The 18407-nt window shown below is 71.5% G+C and carries 19 protein-coding genes; 4 read left to right on the top strand and 15 right to left on the bottom strand.

Annotation, left to right across the window (positions count from 1 at the left end):
* Positions 1–14: 14 nt before the first annotated feature.
* The 11 genes from A4W93_RS22675 to A4W93_RS22630 form a co-directional block, all read right to left on the bottom strand.
* The gene (locus A4W93_RS22675; protein ID WP_085752766.1) at positions 15–2630 is read right to left on the bottom strand and encodes a beta strand repeat-containing protein; all 2616 of its coding nucleotides are present in this window, start codon (positions 2628–2630) and stop codon (positions 15–17) included.
* A gap of 11 nt (positions 2631–2641) precedes the next feature.
* Complete coding sequence (locus tag A4W93_RS22670; RefSeq protein WP_085752765.1) at positions 2642–3145, bottom strand: DUF11 domain-containing protein; 504 nt, start codon at positions 3143–3145, stop codon at positions 2642–2644.
* A gap of 187 nt (positions 3146–3332) precedes the next feature.
* Entirely contained in the window at positions 3333–3716 is a 384-nt protein-coding gene (locus A4W93_RS22665; protein WP_085752764.1) for a response regulator, read from the bottom strand.
* Between the two features lie 113 nt (positions 3717–3829).
* Positions 3830–4471, bottom strand: coding sequence for a response regulator (locus A4W93_RS22660; RefSeq protein ID WP_085752763.1), 642 nt, complete (start codon positions 4469–4471; stop codon positions 3830–3832).
* Positions 4468–5865, bottom strand: a complete 1398-nt coding sequence (locus A4W93_RS22655) for a CHASE3 domain-containing protein (protein WP_157131755.1) — start codon at positions 5863–5865, stop codon at positions 4468–4470. The genes A4W93_RS22660 and A4W93_RS22655 overlap by 4 nt, the downstream gene beginning before the upstream one ends.
* Positions 5866–5999: 134 nt before the next feature.
* The gene (locus A4W93_RS29890; protein WP_157131754.1) at positions 6000–6173 is read right to left on the bottom strand and encodes a hypothetical protein; all 174 of its coding nucleotides are present in this window, start codon (positions 6171–6173) and stop codon (positions 6000–6002) included.
* A gap of 20 nt (positions 6174–6193) precedes the next feature.
* Entirely contained in the window at positions 6194–6631 is a 438-nt protein-coding gene (locus A4W93_RS22650; RefSeq protein ID WP_085752761.1) for an OsmC family protein, read from the bottom strand.
* Positions 6632–6655: 24 nt separating this feature from the next.
* Positions 6656–7726, bottom strand: a complete 1071-nt coding sequence (locus A4W93_RS22645) for a flavodoxin family protein (RefSeq protein ID WP_085752760.1) — start codon at positions 7724–7726, stop codon at positions 6656–6658.
* Positions 7727–7802: 76 nt separating this feature from the next.
* Complete coding sequence (locus tag A4W93_RS22640; RefSeq protein WP_157782218.1) at positions 7803–8924, bottom strand: GGDEF domain-containing protein; 1122 nt, start codon at positions 8922–8924, stop codon at positions 7803–7805.
* Positions 8893–10086, bottom strand: coding sequence for a GGDEF domain-containing protein (locus A4W93_RS22635; RefSeq protein WP_157782217.1), 1194 nt, complete (start codon positions 10084–10086; stop codon positions 8893–8895). Before A4W93_RS22635 ends, A4W93_RS22640 begins: the two co-directional genes overlap by 32 nt.
* Entirely contained in the window at positions 10083–11297 is a 1215-nt protein-coding gene (locus A4W93_RS22630) for an EAL domain-containing protein (protein WP_169726580.1), read from the bottom strand. Before A4W93_RS22630 ends, A4W93_RS22635 begins: the two co-directional genes overlap by 4 nt.
* Before the next feature lie 296 nt (positions 11298–11593).
* Here A4W93_RS22630 and A4W93_RS22625 point away from each other — a divergent pair, with 296 nt between their 5' ends.
* From A4W93_RS22625 to A4W93_RS22615, 3 genes are all read left to right on the top strand, one after another.
* Positions 11594–12151: a Spy/CpxP family protein refolding chaperone gene (locus A4W93_RS22625; RefSeq protein WP_085752756.1), complete on the top strand. Its 558-nt coding sequence runs from the start codon at positions 11594–11596 to the stop codon at positions 12149–12151.
* A gap of 81 nt (positions 12152–12232) precedes the next feature.
* Positions 12233–12946 (top strand): response regulator, encoded by a 714-nt coding sequence (locus A4W93_RS22620; RefSeq protein ID WP_085752755.1) that lies wholly within the window; start codon positions 12233–12235, stop codon positions 12944–12946.
* Positions 12943–14298, top strand: coding sequence for a sensor histidine kinase (locus tag A4W93_RS22615; protein WP_320409203.1), 1356 nt, complete (start codon positions 12943–12945; stop codon positions 14296–14298). Before A4W93_RS22620 ends, A4W93_RS22615 begins: the two co-directional genes overlap by 4 nt.
* Before the next feature lie 9 nt (positions 14299–14307).
* Here A4W93_RS22615 and A4W93_RS22610 read toward each other — a convergent pair whose 3' ends face one another.
* From A4W93_RS22610 to A4W93_RS22600, 3 genes are read right to left on the bottom strand one after another with little or no spacing between them, the layout of a single operon-like run.
* Positions 14308–15681, bottom strand: a complete 1374-nt coding sequence (locus A4W93_RS22610; protein ID WP_085752754.1) for an MATE family efflux transporter — start codon at positions 15679–15681, stop codon at positions 14308–14310.
* Positions 15678–16133 carry a DUF3717 domain-containing protein gene (locus A4W93_RS22605; RefSeq protein ID WP_085752753.1) on the bottom strand — a complete coding sequence of 152 codons (456 nt, stop codon included), beginning with the start codon at positions 16131–16133 and terminating at the stop codon, positions 15678–15680. The genes A4W93_RS22610 and A4W93_RS22605 overlap by 4 nt, the downstream gene beginning before the upstream one ends.
* Positions 16134–16150: 17 nt before the next feature.
* Complete coding sequence (locus A4W93_RS22600) at positions 16151–17452, bottom strand: tryptophan--tRNA ligase (protein WP_085752752.1); 1302 nt, start codon at positions 17450–17452, stop codon at positions 16151–16153.
* A 75-nt stretch (positions 17453–17527) separates the two neighbouring features.
* On the opposite strand from A4W93_RS22600, the gene purN reads away from it, so the two are divergent.
* Positions 17528–18154: a phosphoribosylglycinamide formyltransferase gene (gene purN, locus A4W93_RS22595; protein WP_085752751.1), complete on the top strand. Its 627-nt coding sequence runs from the start codon at positions 17528–17530 to the stop codon at positions 18152–18154.
* On the opposite strand, the gene A4W93_RS22590 is transcribed toward purN, so the two are convergent.
* Entirely contained in the window at positions 18142–18387 is a 246-nt protein-coding gene (locus tag A4W93_RS22590) for a DUF1653 domain-containing protein (protein ID WP_085752750.1), read from the bottom strand. The two genes, purN and A4W93_RS22590, sit on opposite strands and share 13 nt — an antisense overlap.
* Positions 18388–18407 lie beyond the last annotated feature (20 nt).

Below are 18407 nucleotides of genomic sequence, written 5' to 3'. Positions count from 1 at the left end.
CCGCCTCCGCCCCGTCACGGCGTGATGCGCACGCCGAAGCGCAGCACCACGCTTGCCCCCGGGGCCAGCGAACCCACCGTGGCCTGCACGGAACCGGCGGCCCCGTTGGCGGGTGCGGTCACCGAACCCGAGGTCACGGCGGCGGGCACGGTCGCGCTGTAGACGGTCCACGCGGGCGTGGCGTCGTTCAGCACGAGGCCGGTGACGGTCACCGGGCCCACGTTCGTCGCGGTGATCTCGTAGCGGATGCAGCCGCCAGGCGCCGCGCCGGACAGGATGGCGCTGACCGCGTACGCGGTGTCCGCCGTGCCGTCGCAGCCGGCGTCGAGGGCCTGCGTCTTGACCAGGGTGACCTGCGAGGCGATCACGTTCGTGCTGTCGGTGACCGCGGTCGCGGCCGGGGCGGCGATGCCGCCGATCGTGCCGGTGAGCGTGGCGGTCAGCGTCGTCACGTTGGACGTCGACGGCACGGCCGAGGCGGGCGCGGTGACCTTGACGAACAGGCGGGCCGTCTCGCCCGGCTCCAGGCCGGCGGCGGTGCTGGCGCCGTTCGTGCCGCCCGTGAGTGCGGCGAGCGACGTGACGACCGGGTCGGTCGGGTCGAGCGTGCCGTCGTTGTTGCGGTCCCAGTAGACGACCGACGAGAAGCCCGGGCCCGCATCGACGGCGGCGAGCGCGCCGGTGCTGGCGACCCCGTCGCCTTCGAGCACGTTGCCCGCGTTGGTCATCGTGTGCACGTACACGACGGTGCCGGCCGCGACGACCTGGCCGCTGTGGTTCGGCGACAGCGTCAGCGCGCGGACCGTGCCCACGGTGACGGCGTCGTGGAGCTTGTCGGAGACGCCGGTGGCGGCCGACAGCGCGCGGAAGTACAGCTGCGTCGTGCCCGCGGCGGCGCCGGCTGGCACGGTGACGTCGGCGTAGACGGTCTTCTGGCTGCTGGCGCCTACCACGCCGGTGTTGTCGATGACGGCGTTGCCCGCGTCCCGGAACACCACGGTCCAGCCGGCGGGCAGGGTCTGCGATGCGAAGTTCACGTCGGTGCTGGCCTGCAGGCCGAAGGTGTCGGGCGAACCGGCGCCGTTGGCGGTCACGAGCGTGAAGCGCACCGTGGCGCCGGGCTGCACGGGCAGCGTGGCGACCGGCAGCGCCTCGGCGCCGGGGCCGTAGCCGAGCGCGCCGGGGCCGGCGGTGTCGTTCGTCAGGTCGAGCGTGTTGCCCGAGATGGCGGTGAGCGTGTTGGCGGCCGTGGCGACTTGCGTGGCATCGAGCTTCGAGCGCGCGTTGGACTGCACTGCGTAGCCCGCGCTGCCGGAGGCGCCGGGCGGCAGCGTCGCACGGATCACCACGTTGACCGAGGCGCCGGCGGCGAGCGGGCCGCTGTCGGGTGTGCCGTTGCCGTTGGTGTCGACGAGCGGGGTCACGCCGTCGGCCTGGAAGAACTGGAACGTGGTGCCGGCCGGGAAGGTCGAGCCGCTGGTGGTGAGGTCGAAGCTGTCGGTGGTGTTGCCGAGGTTGGTCACCGTGTTCGTGAAGACCACGGTGCCGCCCTGCGTGGCGGTGGGCACCGCGGCACCGCCGGTCAGCGAGACGGCCGCCGCGCCCAGCACGGTGTACTGCACGGGATTGACGGCCGAGGCCGTCACCGGGGCGGCGCCGTCGTGGTACGCGAAGGTGCCGGTGACCAGGGTGGCGGCGTTCGCGCCGGCAGGCAGGCTGCCGTTCACGTTGACCTTGAAGGACACCGTGCCGCTCGCGCCCGGGGCCACCGAGGCGATCTTCGCGGTCACGCGGTTGGCCACGGTCACGCCCTGGTCGTAGACGATGCCGCTCTGGTTGTCGGTGCTGTCGGCGTCGCTCAGCTGCGTGCCCGCGCCGGTCACGCTCCAGCGGCCGGAGTTGGCCACGTACGTCATGCCGGACGGGATCAGGTCGGTCAGCACGACGTTCGTCGCGGTGGTGTTGCCGGTGTTGGTGTACGTGATCGTGATGGTGCGCGAGCTGGTCGACGGCGACGGACCGGCGGCGAGGTCGATCGATTGCGTCGTGTGCACGACGGCCTGGCCGGTCACCGTGGTCACGTCGGTGACGGTGGCGTTCGTGGCGCCGGCGAAGCCGCTCGTGGCGGTCAGCAGCATGGTGTTGGTGTTGCCGGCGACCGCGGTGGGCGGCACCACACCGGCCGCGACCAGGTGGAAGACCTGGCCGGCGGCGAGCTGGCCCGTCGTGGTGATGGGCACGGCGTTGTCGGGCACGCCGTCGCCGTTGGCATCGGCGTAGTAGACGAACGTGGCGAACGAGAAGGTGCTCGCCTGCGGGGTGGCGGCGAGCGTGAACGTGTCGGGGCCGTTGCCGGTGTTGGTGATTGTGTGCGGGTAGTAGACCTGGCCGCCGGCCGAGACGGTCTTCGTGCCGTTGGCGGTGAAGCTCAGGCTCGCGACCTGCTGCACCGTGGTGATCACGGTGTTCGACGTGACGGTGCGGGTGACCGCGGCGCCGTCGGCGTAGGTGGCCGACGCCTGGTTGCCGATCTGCGATCCGGCCGGGGCGGCGGCGAGGGCCGGAAGCGCGGCGGACGCGGCCACCAGCACCACGGCCAGCAGCAGGGAAGGAATGCGGAAGTTCAGCATGGTGGTGGATCTCAGCGGGCGACGGCGGGCAGTTGCATGCGCGCGCGCACGGTGCGGGTGCTGCCCGCGGGCAGGTCGCCGAGGTTCCAGCGCAGGAAGCGGTACTCGGAAGCGGGCACCTCGCGGCGCGCCGTGCGGCCGTCCGGCAGCGTCACGGTGCGCACGAGGGGCAGGGGTTCGAAGGTGCGGCCGTCGAGGCTGGCGCTGGTGGCGGCCGGCGTGGCGGTGGTGGCCAGGTACTGCAGGCCGCCGGCGGGCACCGGCAGCGTGAGCTTCACGTCGCGTGCGGGGGCGGCGGTCGGGTTGCGGTAGACGGCCTCGTACTCGACGGTGTCGCCGGGGCGCACGTCACCGAGCGGCTGCAGCCGTTCGGCGGGCCTGCCGTCGACCGGGGCGGGCAGCGCCACGACGCGGTACGCGGCCAGCACCACGTCGGGTGCGCCGGCCGCGTCGGCGGTCGAGCCGAAGAGGCCCATCAGGAAGGTGATCAGGGCCGTGACCCAAACCTTGTTCATCGCAGACTCCTTGCCATCCGCGCCCCTCGCCGGGCGCGTGTTTTTTCAGATGGTCGGGAGTGTGTCGAGGCGGGGCGTTTCGCGAAGCTGGCGCGATTCGGTGCGCCGTGAACGGGTTTGGCCGTGTACGCGTGCGGTGATCGATGCGGCGTGTCGGTGATTCGCCGACAGCGGTCCGGGCGGTCGTTCAGGCCGGCGGCAGCGTGTGTTCGGCCACCACGCGGTGCAGGTCGGCCAGCAGGCGGCCGAGGCCCTCGCCCTTGTCGTGGAAGGCGAGCACGTCGAGTTTCTCGCCGAGCTGGCGGTACTCCTCGTGGATCATCTCGTTGGAGAGCACGAGCACCTTGACGGGGTTGTCCGCGCGGCGGACGGCCTCGAGCACCTTGAGCCCGTGGCCCGGCGAGAGGAACAGATCGAGCAGCACGAGGTCGGGGCGCACGCGCCCGATGAGTTCGATGGCTTCGGGTTCGCCGCTGGCGAGGCCGACGACGTTCAGGCCGGGCACGCGGGCCAGCTGGGAGAGCAGCACGCGCTGCATCACGGGAGAGTCTTCGACGACGACGATGTTCATGGGAGGTACCGCTTGAGATGGGAGCTTACGGGATCCAACGTTTCCCGGACAGCCGGCGCCGACCCGTGTGCGGTGTGGGCAATCCACCGACACGTGTGTCGGATCGGGCTGCTTCACACCTCGTCGGTCAGGCCGTGCTGCAGGCAGTACTTCGCGAGTTCGACGTTGGTGCGGACCTTCATCTTGTTGAGCAGCCGGGTGCGGTACGTGCCGATCGTCTTCACGGACACCCCCATCGTCGAGGCCGTCTGGGCCGGGGCCTGGCCCGAGGCGATGGCCAGCATCACGCGGTACTCCTGCTCGGACAGCGTCTGGTGCGGCAGGCTGTGGCTGGCCCGGCCACCCAGCAGGTCGACGAGGTGGTCCGCCATCGACGCGGTGACGTAGCGGCGGCCCTGCACCAGGCGCAGCAGGGCCTCCACCAGCTCGTCGCCGGCCCGGTCCTTCGGCAGGTAGCCGGCCACGCCCAGCTGCAGCAGCCGAGCGGCGTAGGCGGATTCGGCGTTGAAACTGAGCACCAGCATCGGCGTGCCGGGCGCGGCGCGCAGCATCGTGGTCACGCCGTCGGTGCCGGTGGTGTCGGGCAGGGCGAGGTCCATCACGATGGCGTCGAACGGGCCGGTCTCGGCCAGCCGGGCCAGCCCCTCGGCGAGCGTGGCGCCCTCGGCGACGACCGCGTCGGGCCAGGCGTTGAGGATCAGCTGCCGCTCGCCGAGCCGCATGATGGGGTGGTCTTCGACCAGCAGGAATCTCATCGTGGCACCGTCTCCAGGGGAACCCGAACCGTGACGCGGGTGCCGCCGTGCGGCCTCGGGCCGAACTGCAGCGACCCGCCGACCAGCGCGGCCCGCTCGCGCATGTTGCGCACGCCGCTCGCGTCGGCGCGCATGTCCACCGGGCCCACGCCGTCGTCCTCGACGTCGAAGCGGTAGTGGCGTCCCTCCACCCGGCCACGCACGGCGAGGTGCGTGGCCCCCGCGTGGCGCAGCACGTTGGTGGTGGCCTCCTGCAGGATGCGGAAGATCTGGTTGGCGCGGTCCGGCGGCAGGTGTTCGTCGCCGGCGATCTCGACCCGGGTCTCGAGCTTGCCGAGCGCGGCCACCGAGCGCACATGGTGCGACGCGGCGGCGCCGAGGCCGAGGTCGTCGAGCATCGGGGGGCGCAGCTCGCCGGCGATGCGCCGGGTGATGCGGATGGCCTCGTCGAGCAGGCCGGTGATCTGGCCCACGTGCTCCTCGGGCAGCTCGGGGTGCGCGCGGGCGAGGTCGCCGACGACCAGCTTGGCAACCGTGGCGATCTGGCCCAGCTGATCGTGCACCTCGCGCGAGAGGCGCCGGCGCTCCTCCTCGATGCGGTGGTCGAGCTGGCCCGCGAACGACTGGATGCGCACCATGGCCTCGCTGAGCGCCTCGGTGCGTTCCGTCACCTGGTGCTCGAGGCGTTCGCGCGCGACCCGCACGGCGGCATCGGCCTCGTCGCGCAGGCGCCGCTCGCGCCACAGCAGCCACAGCGCTCCCCCCATCAGCACCGAACCGCCGGCGGTCAGGGCCCCGACCAGCGTCGACGTGACGGCGGCCACATCCTCGCTGTCGTTGCGGCGGCGTTCGAGCACCGCGGTCTGGTAGGCCTCGAGCGTGGCGAACTCGCTGCGCAGTTCGTCCATCAGCTGCTTGGCCTTGATGTGGTCGACGAGGTCGCGCCGCGGTTCGTAGTCGTTCTCGCGGCGGTGCGCGATCGTTTCCTCCGCCGCGGCCACGCGCTGCGCGATCAGCCGGTCGATGGCGGGCCGCATCGTGCGCACGGGGGCCGACCCGGATCCGTCGATGTAGGCGCCCAGAGAGGGCTGCAGGCGCTGCAGTTCGGCCCGGGCGGTGACGAAGGGCTGCAGGAATTCGTCGCGGCCGCTGAGGATGAAGCCGCGCTGCCCGGTCTCCAGGTCGACGAGGGTGCCGAGGGTGCGCTGGAGCAGCAGCAGGGTGGTGGACTCGTGCTGGCGCGCGTCGTCCAGCGCGGCCATCTCGCGCACGCCGCGATATCCCGCATAGGCCGTGATGGCGTAGGCCACCGCGGCCATCGCGAAAAGCGTGAAGGCCAGTGCGGAAAAGCGGAATCGTCGGGCGACCCGCGCGAGGTAGCTGCTCGTTGCCAAACCCGGTCACCTCCCTGGCAACGCTGTCGGTTGACGGGCCCTCGCCATACACGCACGGCAAGGGCTCTTCCTCGAACTTTATGGAGTCGGCAAGACCTGTCAATCCCGGGGATTTCCGCCGGGCCGGGCGCCCGTCAGTCGGCGCGCCACTCCCGCAGTTCCTCCACCAGCACCGGGTGGTTGTCCATCTCGGCACGGCGGATCAGTGCGAAGACGTTGTGTTCGGTGACCCGCTCGTGGCCGATGCCCTTCAGCAGCAGGCGGTAGATGTCCTCGATCTCCTGGGCGTGTTCGGCGTTCGTGTTCATGCGCGCTTCCTCCGGGTGGGTCAGTCGAGCAGGGTGGCCGACAGCGTGATGTTGGGGACCGAGGCCAGGGCCTTGGACAGCGGGCAGTTCTGCTTGGCGCCGGCGGCCAGCTGCTGGAACTGCGCCTCGTCGAGGCCGGGCACCTTGGCCGACAGCGTGAGGGCGATGCGGTCGATCAGGAAGCCGTCGCCCTGCTGGGCCAGGCGCACGCTGGCCCGCGTGTCCACCGAGACGGTGGCGAAACCCGCCTTTTCGCAGGCGAACGAGAACGCCATCGTGAAGCAGGCGGCATGGGCGGCCCCCAGCAGTTCCTCCGGGTTCGATCCGGTGCGGTCGTCGCCGAAGCGGCTGCCGAAGCCATAGGGATAGGCCTTCAGCGCCGCGGTTTCGGTGCTGATCTGGCCTTGCCCCTTCTTGCCAGGGCCCTCCCAGTGGACGGTGGCGGTCTTTTCGGTCATGGGCAACTCCTTGGGCGGTGGGGATCACTTGGGCCGCGGGTCCGCGAGCTGCGCACCCGGATCGGAAAGCTGATGTTCGCGCAATTCGCGCACCGCGAGGGCGACAGCCCTGGCGGCGTTGTGCACTTCCGCGAGGAAGGCGGTGTCCTGGTCGAGCGATTCGTGGCTCGTGGCGTAGGGCCCGTAGTAGCCCACGTAGCGGTCGAGGCGGGCCTTGTCGCCCGCGTCCACGAGGCCCATCCAGTCGAGCCAGTCGGTGAGGTTGCGGCGGTGGCCCTCGATGCCGGCCACGTCGCCGTGCACCACCACGCCGTAGACCCGGCCGGCCAGGTGTTTCGGGTAGCCCCAGCCGGCCAGCTCGAGCTGCTTGGCCTCTTCGGGCTTTTTCCCGTGGGTGGTGGTGGGGTCGGGGTTGCCGCCATCGGCGCAGACGAGGCGGTCGATCATCTGCTTGAGCTGTCCTGGCGACTGGTACCAGTACGTGGGCGCCAGCAGGATCACGCCGTGGGCCGCCACCCAGCGCTCGTAGATCTCGGCCATCCAGTCATCCGCCTGGCCCAGCGCGTGGTTGGGGTAGCAGCTGCACGGCCAGTGGCACAGTGGCATGGCGGTCGCGACGCAGCCCTTGCAGGGGTGGATCTGGCGGCCGAATTCGGAGGTGACGAGGCTCAGGTCGAGCACGTCGGTCTCGATGCCGTCGGACGCCAGCGTGTCCCGCACGGCCCGGGTCAGGCGCCAGGTCTTGGAAATCTCGCCCGGGCAGGTGCCGTCGTTGCGGGCGCTGCCGTTGACCAGCAGCACGCGGGACGGCGCCGCGGGGTCGTGCCAGCGGGCCTGGGCGGCACGCAGTCGGTCGCGGGTGTCGAGCCATTCGACCGACAGGTCGTACGAGGGATCGGCGAACTCCGGGCCGGCCTTGCGGGTGTGGGGGGCCTTGCGGCCCTCCTGGTAGGCGTCCCAGGCGATGGCCTCCAGGCGGGCGATGGCCTCGCGTTCGGGGTCGAAGGCCGGGTCGGTGAACCGGCGACGGTAGCGCTCGCCGAAGGCCTCGCGGGTCAGCGGATCGGGGGCCTGGCCGGTGCGGACGGGGGTCATGTCCCCAGTATGGTCAGCCGCGCCGGGACGGCCATCGGACGCGGGCGCGACCCGGGGCGGGTCGCCGTCCTACAACTCAGCCCACGCGCGTGCAGCGGCGCCCGTCGCGCTTGGCCTGGTACAGCGCGTCGTCCGCGCGCTTGAGCAGGTCCTCGGTCGACTCGCCGGAACGGTACTGGGCGAGGCCGCACGAAAAGTGCACCTCGAGGCCGGGTGCGATCTCGTCCCAGCCCTGCGCGGCCAGCGCCGCGCGGAAGCGCTCGATGGGGATGTGGGCGTCGGCCACAGTGGTGCCGGTCAGCACGGCGAGGAACTCCTCGCCGCCATAGCGGCCGAACCGGTCGGTGTTGCGGGCCAGCTGCTGCACGGTGGAGGCGAAGCGCTTGAGCGTGCGGTCGCCGGCCGGGTGGCCCAGCGTGTCGTTGATGGCCTTGAAATGGTCCAGGTCCAGCAGGGCCACGACGAGGGACTTGCCGGTGCGGTCGCTGCGGCGCTGCTCGTCGGCGAGCACGGTCATCAGCGTGCGGCGGTTGATGAGGCCGGTGAGCTCGTCGTGCTGCGCCAGGTGCTGCACCTTGCGGGTGAGCGCGGCCAGCTCGCGGCTGCGCTTCTTCAGCAGCGCCGTCATCGCGCCGTTGAACGAGCCGATCCAGATGCACTGCCACAGCGTCAGCGAGATGAAGGCCCACGACACCACCTGCTCGGCGATGTTGGCGTCCGGGATGCGCATGGGCCCCGGCACCCCCCACAGCACGATGCCCGCACCCAGGCAGACGGTCACGCACGCGGTCACGGCCTGGCGCAGCGCCACGCGCATCGCGAGCGACGTGAAGACGATGAACAGCACGAGCAGGAAGACGAAACTCAGCTGCGGCATCAGCAGCATGCCCACCAGCTGCAGCACCTGGTGCGTCAGCGACAGGGTCATCGGCAGGTGGGGGTCCTTGAATCCGAGCGACCAGCCGTTCTGGAACACCACGGTCCAGAAGGTCCCGATCATCAGCCCCATCAGCGTGTAAGCCGCGACGGGCACCCAGTGCACCGTGCCGAGGAACGCGAAGAGGCCCAGCATCGCCCCGTCGATCAGGTAGCTGTACGAGATGATGCGCACGTTGCGCAGCGCGTGTTTCGTGAACGTGGCCTGGCGCGCGGCCACGTCCTGGCGATCACCCGGCGCGGTGGCAGTTGCGGCCTGCATCCTTGGCTCCATAGAGGCCGCGGTCCGCGCGGCTCAGCAGTTGTTCGACGGATTCCCCGGCCTGGTGGACGGCCATGCCGGCGGAGAAGCTGACCGACAGGCCCGGGGCGAGCGAGGCCCAGTCGGCCGCGGACACACCGTCCCTCAGCCGGTCGAGCGCTCGGGCGGCCTCGGCGGCGTCGGTGTCGGGCAGGATCAGCAGGAACTCCTCGCCGCCGTGGCGGCCGAAGCGGTCGGTGGCGCGCTGGCGGGTCTGCACGGCCTCGGCGAACGTCTGCAGTGTGCGGTCGCCGGTCAGGTGGCCGTGCTGGTCGTTGACGGCCTTGAAGTGGTCGATGTCGAGCAGCGCCACCGCGAGCGGGGTGCCGTCGCGTTCGGCGCGCTCGATCTCCTCGTCCAGCACGCGCAGGATGCTGCGGCGGTTGAGCAGGCCCGTGAGTTCGTCGTAGTTCGCGAGGCGTTCGATCTGCGCGAGCGTGGCGGCCATCTGCTCGCCGCGCTGGCGCAGCAGCTGGTTGTGCCCGCTGTTGATGATGCTCAGCAGCACGCACCGTGCGAGCGTGGCCGTGAAGCAGGCCCAGGCCGTGAACTGCTCTGCCGCGGTGTGCGACGGGATCTGCAGCGAACGGCTGCCGGTCAGCGTGGCCGCGCCGATCACGGCGCTGACGATGAACCACGCGAGCGTCGCCTGCGACCGCGGCATGCGATACGTGGCGCTGAGGAAGATCGTGAACAGGATCAGCACGTACAGGAACGTCATCACCGGGAAGACCGCGATGCCGAGCCCGCAGATCACCATGCCCGCGATGGACTGGGCGGCCGACATGCTCGGGTCCGACCAGCGCTGCGAGTACCCGCTCGAGATCAGCGCGCAGGCGATCGCGCAGACGATCCAGCCCGGCACGGCGTAGAGCAGCGCGGCGCTCCAGTGCACGGTGCCCGTGAGCGCGAAGAGGGCGAGGCACACGCCGTTGATGGCGTAGCTGGTGGCGATCACCTTGGACTCGCGGATCCACAGCACGCGCCGCCGCTGCGCGCGTTCGGCGGACTCGCGGGCCGCGGCCTCGTCGGCCTCCGAGGGGCCGGCCGGTTCGGCCGGCAGCCGGTCCGGTGCGAGGCCGGGCAGGGCGATGACTTGCGCGCTTCGGGGTTTCGTGGTCATGCGGCCTCTCCGGACTCGGGGGCCGATTCGTTCCATTCCATGTCGCCGCACACGACGCGCAGTTCGCGCCGGCCGTTCTCCTGGTGGTGGAAGGCGTACGAGACCGTCACGCACACGAGCTTGCCGTGCAGCGTGCGGTAGGGCCGCGTGGTCTGCACCTTGCCGATCGCCTCGGTGGCGCGGCGGAAGTACGGGCGGCGCGCCCAGCAGGCGCCGTCGCTGCGGGCGAGCGGCTCGAAGCCGGCGCGGGGCGAGTCGCCACGGCCGGGCGGGTGCAGGTGCGTGCCGATCTGGTAGCCCTCGGCGTCGAGCACGTAGGCGATGTCGGCGCCGGTGAGCGCGAGGAAGTCGCGGCAGGCGTCCTCGGCCGACACGCCCGCGCTCATCAGCACGCCGGCGTTGCCGATCGCGTGCTGGTACGGGGCGAGCTTGATGCGGTGTTCGTGGCGCTGGCGGTCGCGGCGGACGCCGAGGCCGGGGTACAGGCCCGAGATGGTCTGCGGCGCGTGGCCGTTGGGCACGAGGGCGGGCTGCGGGCGGCCGAAGTAGTAGCCCTGCACCATGTCCGCGTCGGACTCCATCGCGATGTAGGCCTCGTCGAGTGTCTCGACCCCCTCCATCAGCACCATCGCGCCGCATTCGTGCAGCAGCGAGGCCATCTGCGAGACCACGCGCTGCGTGCGCCGGTCCTGGGCCGCGCGGGCGATCAGGTTGCGATCGAGCTTCACGATGTCGGGCTGCATGCGCCAGACGCGGTCGAAGTTGGACTGGCCCGCGCCGAAGTCGTCGATCGCGATCAGGCAGCCGTGGCGGCGAGCCGCCGCCATCGCGGCTTCCATCGCGGGCAGGTCGGAGATGTCGGTCTCGAGCACCTCGAGCACCATGCGGTCGCCGGGCACGCCGACGCGCTCGGACACGCCGCGCAGGTAGGCCTCGCCGCCGTCGGGCCGGCGGGCCAGGCGCTGGAACACCTCGGGATGGATGTTGAGGAACACCCATTGCGACTGCGGCCCCTGCGTGACGAAGTTGCGCAGGTGGACCAGGCGGCTGATGCTGTCGCAGTCGGCCAGTTCGTCGTTGGATCGGCAGGACCGGAACACCTCGGGCGGCGGCACGAATTGCCCCTCGGGGCCGGTCGCGCGCAGCAGCGCCTCGTGGCCCACGACCCGTCCGTGCGACAGGCTGTAGATGGGTTGGAAATGACTCGACAACGTCCACGGCTCCAGGCGTCCCACGGTACGTCCGTCGGCCTGGTCCAGGTGGGATAGCAGGTGTGAGAGACGGCTCGTCTCGGAAAGCATGTCGTCGGTCCCCAGATGTTCTTCTGACGCCGGCCGGAGTGCGGCCTGATGTTGCCTGTACGGTGGTTATCGGCCGAAGCGGCCGTGGCTTGAGGGCCCGCGGCGCGTGATGGGGTTCACAGATCTTTACCCCTGGGCCACCGGTGATTCACCGCCCGGCGGGACCATCTCGTCATGGGCAACGAGCCCGATGACAGGAGACCGACATGGAACAAACGACGACCCGGAGCCGCGGCCTGAAGGGCCTGCTGGCGGGTGTGGTGGTGGCGGTGCTGGGCACCGTGGCGATCACGAGCTGGGCCGAACCCGGCCCGGGCCCGGGGCACCGCGGCCCGCCCTCGATGGGCGGCCCGGGCTTGCTGCTGATGGCCCCGCCCGAGCGCATCGACCGCATGGTGGACCGTTTGCTCGACGGACTGGATGCCACCGACGCCCAGCGCACGCAGATCCGCCAGATCGCCCAGGCGGCGGCGAAGGACGTGAAGGCGCAGCTGGACGCCGGGAAGGGCCTGCGCGAGAAGGGCCGTGAATTGTTCACGGCACCCACCATCGACGAGGCCGCCGTGGAGGCGCTGCGCCAGCAGCAGGCTCAGGCGCACGAGGCCGTCAGCCGCCGCGTGACGCAGGCGATGGTCGACGCCGCCAAGGTGCTGAACCCGAAGCAGCGCGCCACGCTGGCCGCCCGGCTGGAGAAGCGCCACCGTCCGCCGATGCGCCATGACCGCGAGCAGAGCGCGGTGCCTTCGACGTTTCCGCTGACCTGAATTGTGTTCTGATTGACACACGGACCACACGACGTCCGCCCCGGGGTTCCGGCCCCGGGGCTTTTGTCATTTGATACCGCCATGACCATCCGCCTCCTCCTGATCGACGACGACGCCCGACTCTCCGCCATGGTGGCCGACTACCTGCGCGGGTCTGGCTACGAGGTGACCGTGGCCGGCTCGCTCGCCGAAGGACGCGAGCAGCTCGCCTCGTCTGTCCACGACGCCCTGGTGCTCGACCTGATGCTGCCCGACGGCGACGGGCTCGACCTGTGCCGAGAACTGCGCGCGAACCCGCGCACCCGCCAGCTGCCGCTGCTGATGCTGACCGCCCGCGGCGAGCCGATGGACCGCATCGTGGGCCTCGAGATGGGCGCCGACGACTACCTGCCCAAGCCGTTCGAGCCGCGCGAGTTGCTCGCCCGCGTGAAGGCCCTGCTTCGCCGCGCCTCGCCCACGCCCGCGGGCGACGAGGTGCTGCGGTTCGGCCGCCTCGAGATCGACCTCGGCGAACGCGCCGCGCGCCTCGACGGCAAGGTGTGCGACCTCACCAGCCACCAGTTCGACCTGCTCGTGGTGATGGCGCAGAGCCCGGGCCGCGTGCTGTCGCGCGACCAGATCATGGACCTGCTCAAGGGCCACCCGATGGAAGCGTTCGACCGCTCCATCGACGTCCACATCTCGCGCATCCGCGCGGTCATCGAGGACGATCCGAAGAACCCGCGCCGCGTGTTGACGGTGCGGGGCGCCGGCTACGTGTTCGCGAAGAAGCAAGACGCCGAGAACGGACCGTGATCGACCGCATGCACACCCTCACGCTGCGGATCTACCTGACCGTGGTGGCGGTGCTGCTGCTGTTCGCCTTCAGCTCCGGCTGGCTGTTCCAGCGGCACATCGAGGAAGAGCGGGTGCAGGCGAACTCGATGCTCGCCGAGCGCGTGGCGGCGTGGGCCGACCTGATCCAGCGTTCGCTGCCCGGCACCGAGGAGCCCGTGGAGCAGCAGGCCGCCGCGCTGCATGCGTGGTCGCACCGCCTGCGCCTGCCGCTGGCGCTCGACGACGTGAAGGGCCAGCGCATCGCCGCATCCGACAGCTTCCTGCGCCGGCAGGCCGAGGGCACGGCCCACGGCATGGCCATGCGGCTGGAAGACGGCCGCACGCTGTGGGTGATGCGCCCGGGCAACCGCCCGGTGGGTCCGCCGCCGCGCGGGTTGCCGCCGCCCCCGCGCGAAGGTGCCGACGACGACCGGGGCCCGGTCGACTGGCCCTGGGGCGAGACGGTGCTGCGCCGCAGCGTGAGCCTCGTCGTGGTGCTGGTGCTGCTGTTCTTCGCGGTGGCCGCCGGGGCCTGGCCCGCGGTGCGCCGGCTCACGCGGCGGCTCAAGGCGCTGCAGCACGGGGTCGAGAACTTCGGTGCGGGCAACCTCGGCCAGCGCGTCGAGGTGTCCGGCCGGGACGAGGTGGCCGCCGTGGCCGCCAGCTTCAACCAGGCCGCGGGGCGCATCGAGGCGCTCGTGCAGTCGCACCGCTCGCTGCTCGCGAACGCCAGCCATGAACTGCGCTCGCCGCTCGCCCGCATGAAGATGGCCGTGTCGATGCTCGACGAAGCGCCCCCCGTCCAGCGCGAGCGCCTCAAGCGCGAGATCGACACCAACGTCGCCGAACTCGATGCACTCGTCGAGGAGGTGCTGCTCGCGAGCCGGCTCGACGCGGCCCCGCAGATGGGCCTGCGCGAGCCGGTGGAAATGCTGGCGCTGGCCGCCGAGGAGGCCGCGCGTGTCGACGCGCAGGCCGGTGGCGAACCCGCCTCGGTGTTCGGCGACGAACGCCTGCTGCGCCGCGCGCTGCGCAACCTGCTGGAGAACGCCCGCCGCTATGGCGGCGGCGACGTGGGTGTCACCGTGTCGTCCCGCGGCGGCACCGCCGTCGTGCAGGTGAACGATCGCGGCCCCGGCGTGCCGGCCGACCAGCGCACGCGCATCTTCGAGCCGTTCTACCGCCTGCCCGGGCACGCCGAACAGGCGGGTGGCGTGGGGTTGGGGCTGAGCCTCGTCAAGCAGATTGCGGAGGGGCACGGGGGCACCGTGCGTTGCCTGCCGCGCGACGGTGGCGGCTGCACGTTCCAGCTGGACCTGCCGACGGCCTGATCCCGGGGGTCAGGCCGCCGCGTCGGCGGCTCGCTGGCGCAGCACCCACTGCAGGAAGGCCCCGAGCCCCAGCGCGGCCACGGCGAGGCCCGCGGTGGCCGCCGCCCAGAAGCCGCGCGCGCCGAGCAGCGCCGGCGGGGTGCTGCCGAAGGTGTCGAACGCCAGCACGTAGCCGCCGGCCAGGCCCACGCCCCAGATCGCGAACGCGTAGATCAGCAGCGGCACGGTGGTGACCCGGTGGGCGCGCAGCACGAACGAGGTCAGGGCCTGGCCCGCGTCCGCGATGTGGAACACCGCGACCCACGCGAGCAGCGGCAGTGCCGCGGCGATGATGGCCGCATCGCTGGTGTAGAGGCCCAGCACGCCCTCGCGGGCGAGGTACACGCCGCTGCCCAGCAGCGCGGCGACCAGCAGCGCGATCTGCAGGCCGTGCCAGCCGAGGCGGCGCGCGTCGGGCATGTCCGCGGCGCCGATGCGCTGCGCGACGAGCGTGGCCGTGGCGTTGCCGAGCGACAGCGGCACCATGAACAGCATGGCGATCAGGTTCGCGGCGAGCTGGTGGCCGGCGACGGCCGTGGTGCCCATGCGTGCGATGAAGAAGGCCATGAACGTGAACCCGGTGACCTCGATCAGCACCGACAGGCCCATCGGCACGCCCAGGCGCACGAGGGCCTTCTGGCTCTCCCTGTCGGGCCGGGCGATGCCGCCGTCGTGCAGGCCGAACGGCGCGTAGAACGGGTCGCGGTGGATCACCCACCATGCGATGGCGAGCTGACCCCACATCACGATGGCGGTGGCGATGCCGCAGCCCACCGCGCCGAGCGGCTGCAGGCCGAGGCCTCCGAACACGAGCCAGGCGCTGAGCGGCACCTTCATCGCGAGGCCGCCCAGCTGCACGGCCATCACGATCTTCGGGCGCGACACCGACGTGTTGAAGCCGCGGAACGCGGTGAACAGCAGCGCAGGCGGCAGCGCGAAGGCGAGTGCGGCCAGGTACCCGCGCACCTTCTCGCCCACCTCGGGCGAGGCGCGCGAGAGCGCGAGGAACGGCTGCGGGAACAGCATCACGGCACACCCCACGACCGACAGCGCGAGCGCGAGCCAGCCGGCCTGGTGCAGCTGCCGGCCCGCGTCGCGCAGCTGCTTCGCGCCGAACAGCTGGCCGGCGATGGGACCGATGGCGAGCACGACGCCCATCAGGCCGATGAACACGGTGATGTAGGCCGCGCCGCCGATGGCGAGCGCCGCGAGGTCGGTGGCGGAGGCGCGGGCGACGAGCACGGTGTCGACCGTGCCGAAGGCGAGCACGGCGAGCTGGCCCACGAGCACGGGCCACGCGAGGGGGAGGATGCGGCCCGCGCTGTGCCGCAGGCTCGGGGTCACGCGGGGTTCTCTGGCGAGGGCGTGGCGGGCTCGGACGCGGGCCTGGGGTCCTCGAGCGCGCGTTCGGCGTAGCGGTTGAAGCGCCAGGCCGTGCCTTCCATCGTGATGCGCCGCCAGGTGGCGCGCTTCTCGCCCGGGGTCATCACGGGCCAGTGCTGCACCTCGTCGAACGTGCGGCCGCAGCCCTTGCAGAGGTCGTCGCCCTGGCTGGTGGAGCAGATGGCGATGCACGGCGCGTCGGGCATCGTGGCGTACCACGCGAGCCAGGCGTCGCGGGCGCGCGGCGGCATGGTGTCCTCGTCGCACTCGTTCTCGTGGAAGTACACCATCAGCGCGTACACCTCGGCGAGCGCGAGCACCTCGCGGCAGGCGGTGATGCCGTCGGGCGAAGGCTCCCGCTCGCGCCACCAGTTGATGGCGGCTTCGATGTCGGTGATGTGGATGCCGGCCATGGGCGGTCCCGCCACGTTCACTCCTGCGCGGCCACGAGGGCGGCCAGGGCCGCCTCGACCGCGGCGCGGTCCGCCACGAGCTGCACCGGCGCCTCGGCCAGCGCGGCGCTGCCTTCGGTCTTCAGGCGCTTGACCCACGCCCCGGCGGCCTTGCCTTCGGCGAGGCCGTCGCTCTGCAGCAGCTCGGTGCCGTCGGTGCCGGTCAGCTTGAAGAAGAAGCGGCCGTCGGCCTCGCGGTACTGCTTGAACTCGGGCAGGCGCGCGGCGGAGGACTTCGCCGCCTTGGTGCCGGACGTGGCCACGGCCACCATCGGGCGCAGGCCCACGGCGTGGCGCAGCTCCGCGAGCAGCGGCTTCGCGGTGGCGCGGGCCTTGCGGGCGCCTTCCTGCAGCACCTCTTCCACCCGCTCGGGGTGGGCGATCAGGTCGGCGTACGTGCCGCGCAGCGGGCCGATGTGCGATTCGATCAGCTCGACGGTGCGCTGCTTGGCGTCGCCCCAGCCGAGGCCGCCCTTCAGGTCGGCGCGGAAGGCCTCGCGCTGCGCGGGCGTGGCGAAGGCGTCGTGGATGGTCACGAGGCTCGTGCTCTCGGGGTCCTTCGACTCGCCGGGCAGGCGCGAGTCGGTGACGATGCGCGCGACCGCGTCCTTCAGGCCCTTCGCGCCGCCCTCGAACAGCGGCACGGTGTTGTCGTAGCTCTTCGACATCTTGCGGCCGTCGAGGCCGGGCAGCGTGGCCACGTCCTCCTCGACCTCGGCCTGCGGCAGCACGAACAGCTCGCGGCCCTGGCCGTAGAGGTGGTTGAAGCGCTGGGCCACGTCGCGGGCCATCTCGATGTGCTGCACCTGGTCCTTGCCGACCGGCACGCGGTGGGCGTTGAACATCAGGATGTCGGCGGCCATCAGGATGGGGTAGCTGTAGAGGCCCATCGAGATGTTGGCGTCGATGTCCTCGCCGGCGGCCACGTTCGCGTCGGCGGCGGCCTTGTAGGCGTGGGCGCGGTTCATCTGGCCCTTGGCGGTGACGCAGGTCAGCAGCCAGGTGAGTTCGGGGATCTCGGGGATGTCGCTCTGCCGGTAGAACACCACCCGGTTCGTGTCGAGGCCCGAGGCCAGGAAGGTGGCGGCGATCTCGAGCGTGGAGCGCGCGACACGCTCCGGGTCGTCGCACTTGATCAGCGCGTGGTAGTTCGCCATGAAGAAGAAGCTCTCGACCCCGGGCGCGCGGCTGGCCAGGATCGCCGGGCGGATGGCGCCCACGTAGTTGCCCAGGTGCGGGGTGCCGGTGGTGGTGATGCCGGTGAGGACGCGTTGAGTCATGGCGAAAGGGTGTTGACGAACGGCGGAGCAGGGGAGTCGGGCATTGTAAGGACCGGCCCGCTACACTGCCCGCCGATGAAGCGCATCGTGATCCTGATTTCCGGCCGTGGTTCGAACATGGAGGCCATCGTCGAGGCCTGCGCCGCCGAAGGGTGGCCCGCCGAGGTGGCCGGTGTGATCTCGAACCGGCCCGATGCGGCCGGGCTGGCCTGGGCTCAGGCGCGCGGGGTCGCCACGCAGGCGATCGACCACAAGGCCTTCGACGGCCGGGAGTCCTTCGACACCGCGCTGGGCGATGCCATCGAGGCGCTGTCGCCCGACGTGGTGGTGCTGGCCGGCTTCATGCGCATCCTGACGGACGGCTTCGTGAACCGCTTCGCGGGCCGCCTGGTCAACGTGCACCCGTCGCTGCTGCCGGCCTTCACCGGGCTGCACACGCACCGCCGCGCCATCGAGGCCGGCTGCAAGGCGGCGGGGGCGACGGTGCACTTCGTGACGGCGGAGCTGGACCATGGGCCCATCATTGCCCAGGCCGTGGTGCCGGTCCTGGCGGGGGACACCGAAGCCACGCTCTCGGCGCGTGTACTGGAGCGCGAGCACCAGATGTACCCGCGCGCGGTGCGCTGGATCGTCGAAGGCGCGCTGCGGGTGGACCCGAACGGCGTGGTGACCCACGCCGGCGGCGTGTCTCAGCTCTTCTGATCCATCGGCTCGAAGCGCAGGCGTTCGACGCCGTCGATGGTCACGCGCTCGAAGAACATCGCGTGCGGCCGCACCCACAGGCCCGAGGCGTTGTAGAGCGGGCGGTACACCACCAGCGGCTCCAGCGTCTCGCTGTGGCGCGCGGCGCCCAGCACCTCGTATTCGCCGCCCTTGTAGTGGCGGTATCGGCCCGTCGGCGTCGGGGGCAGGGGGGGAAGATCGGCATCGCTCATGGCGACCAAGGATAATCGCT

The sequence above is a fragment of the Piscinibacter gummiphilus genome (assembly GCF_002116905.1).
Taxonomy (GTDB): Bacteria; Pseudomonadota; Gammaproteobacteria; order Burkholderiales; family Burkholderiaceae_C; genus Rhizobacter; species Rhizobacter gummiphilus.
Note: the sequence above shows the minus strand (reverse complement) of the source record. Positions and strands in the feature narration are given on the sequence as shown.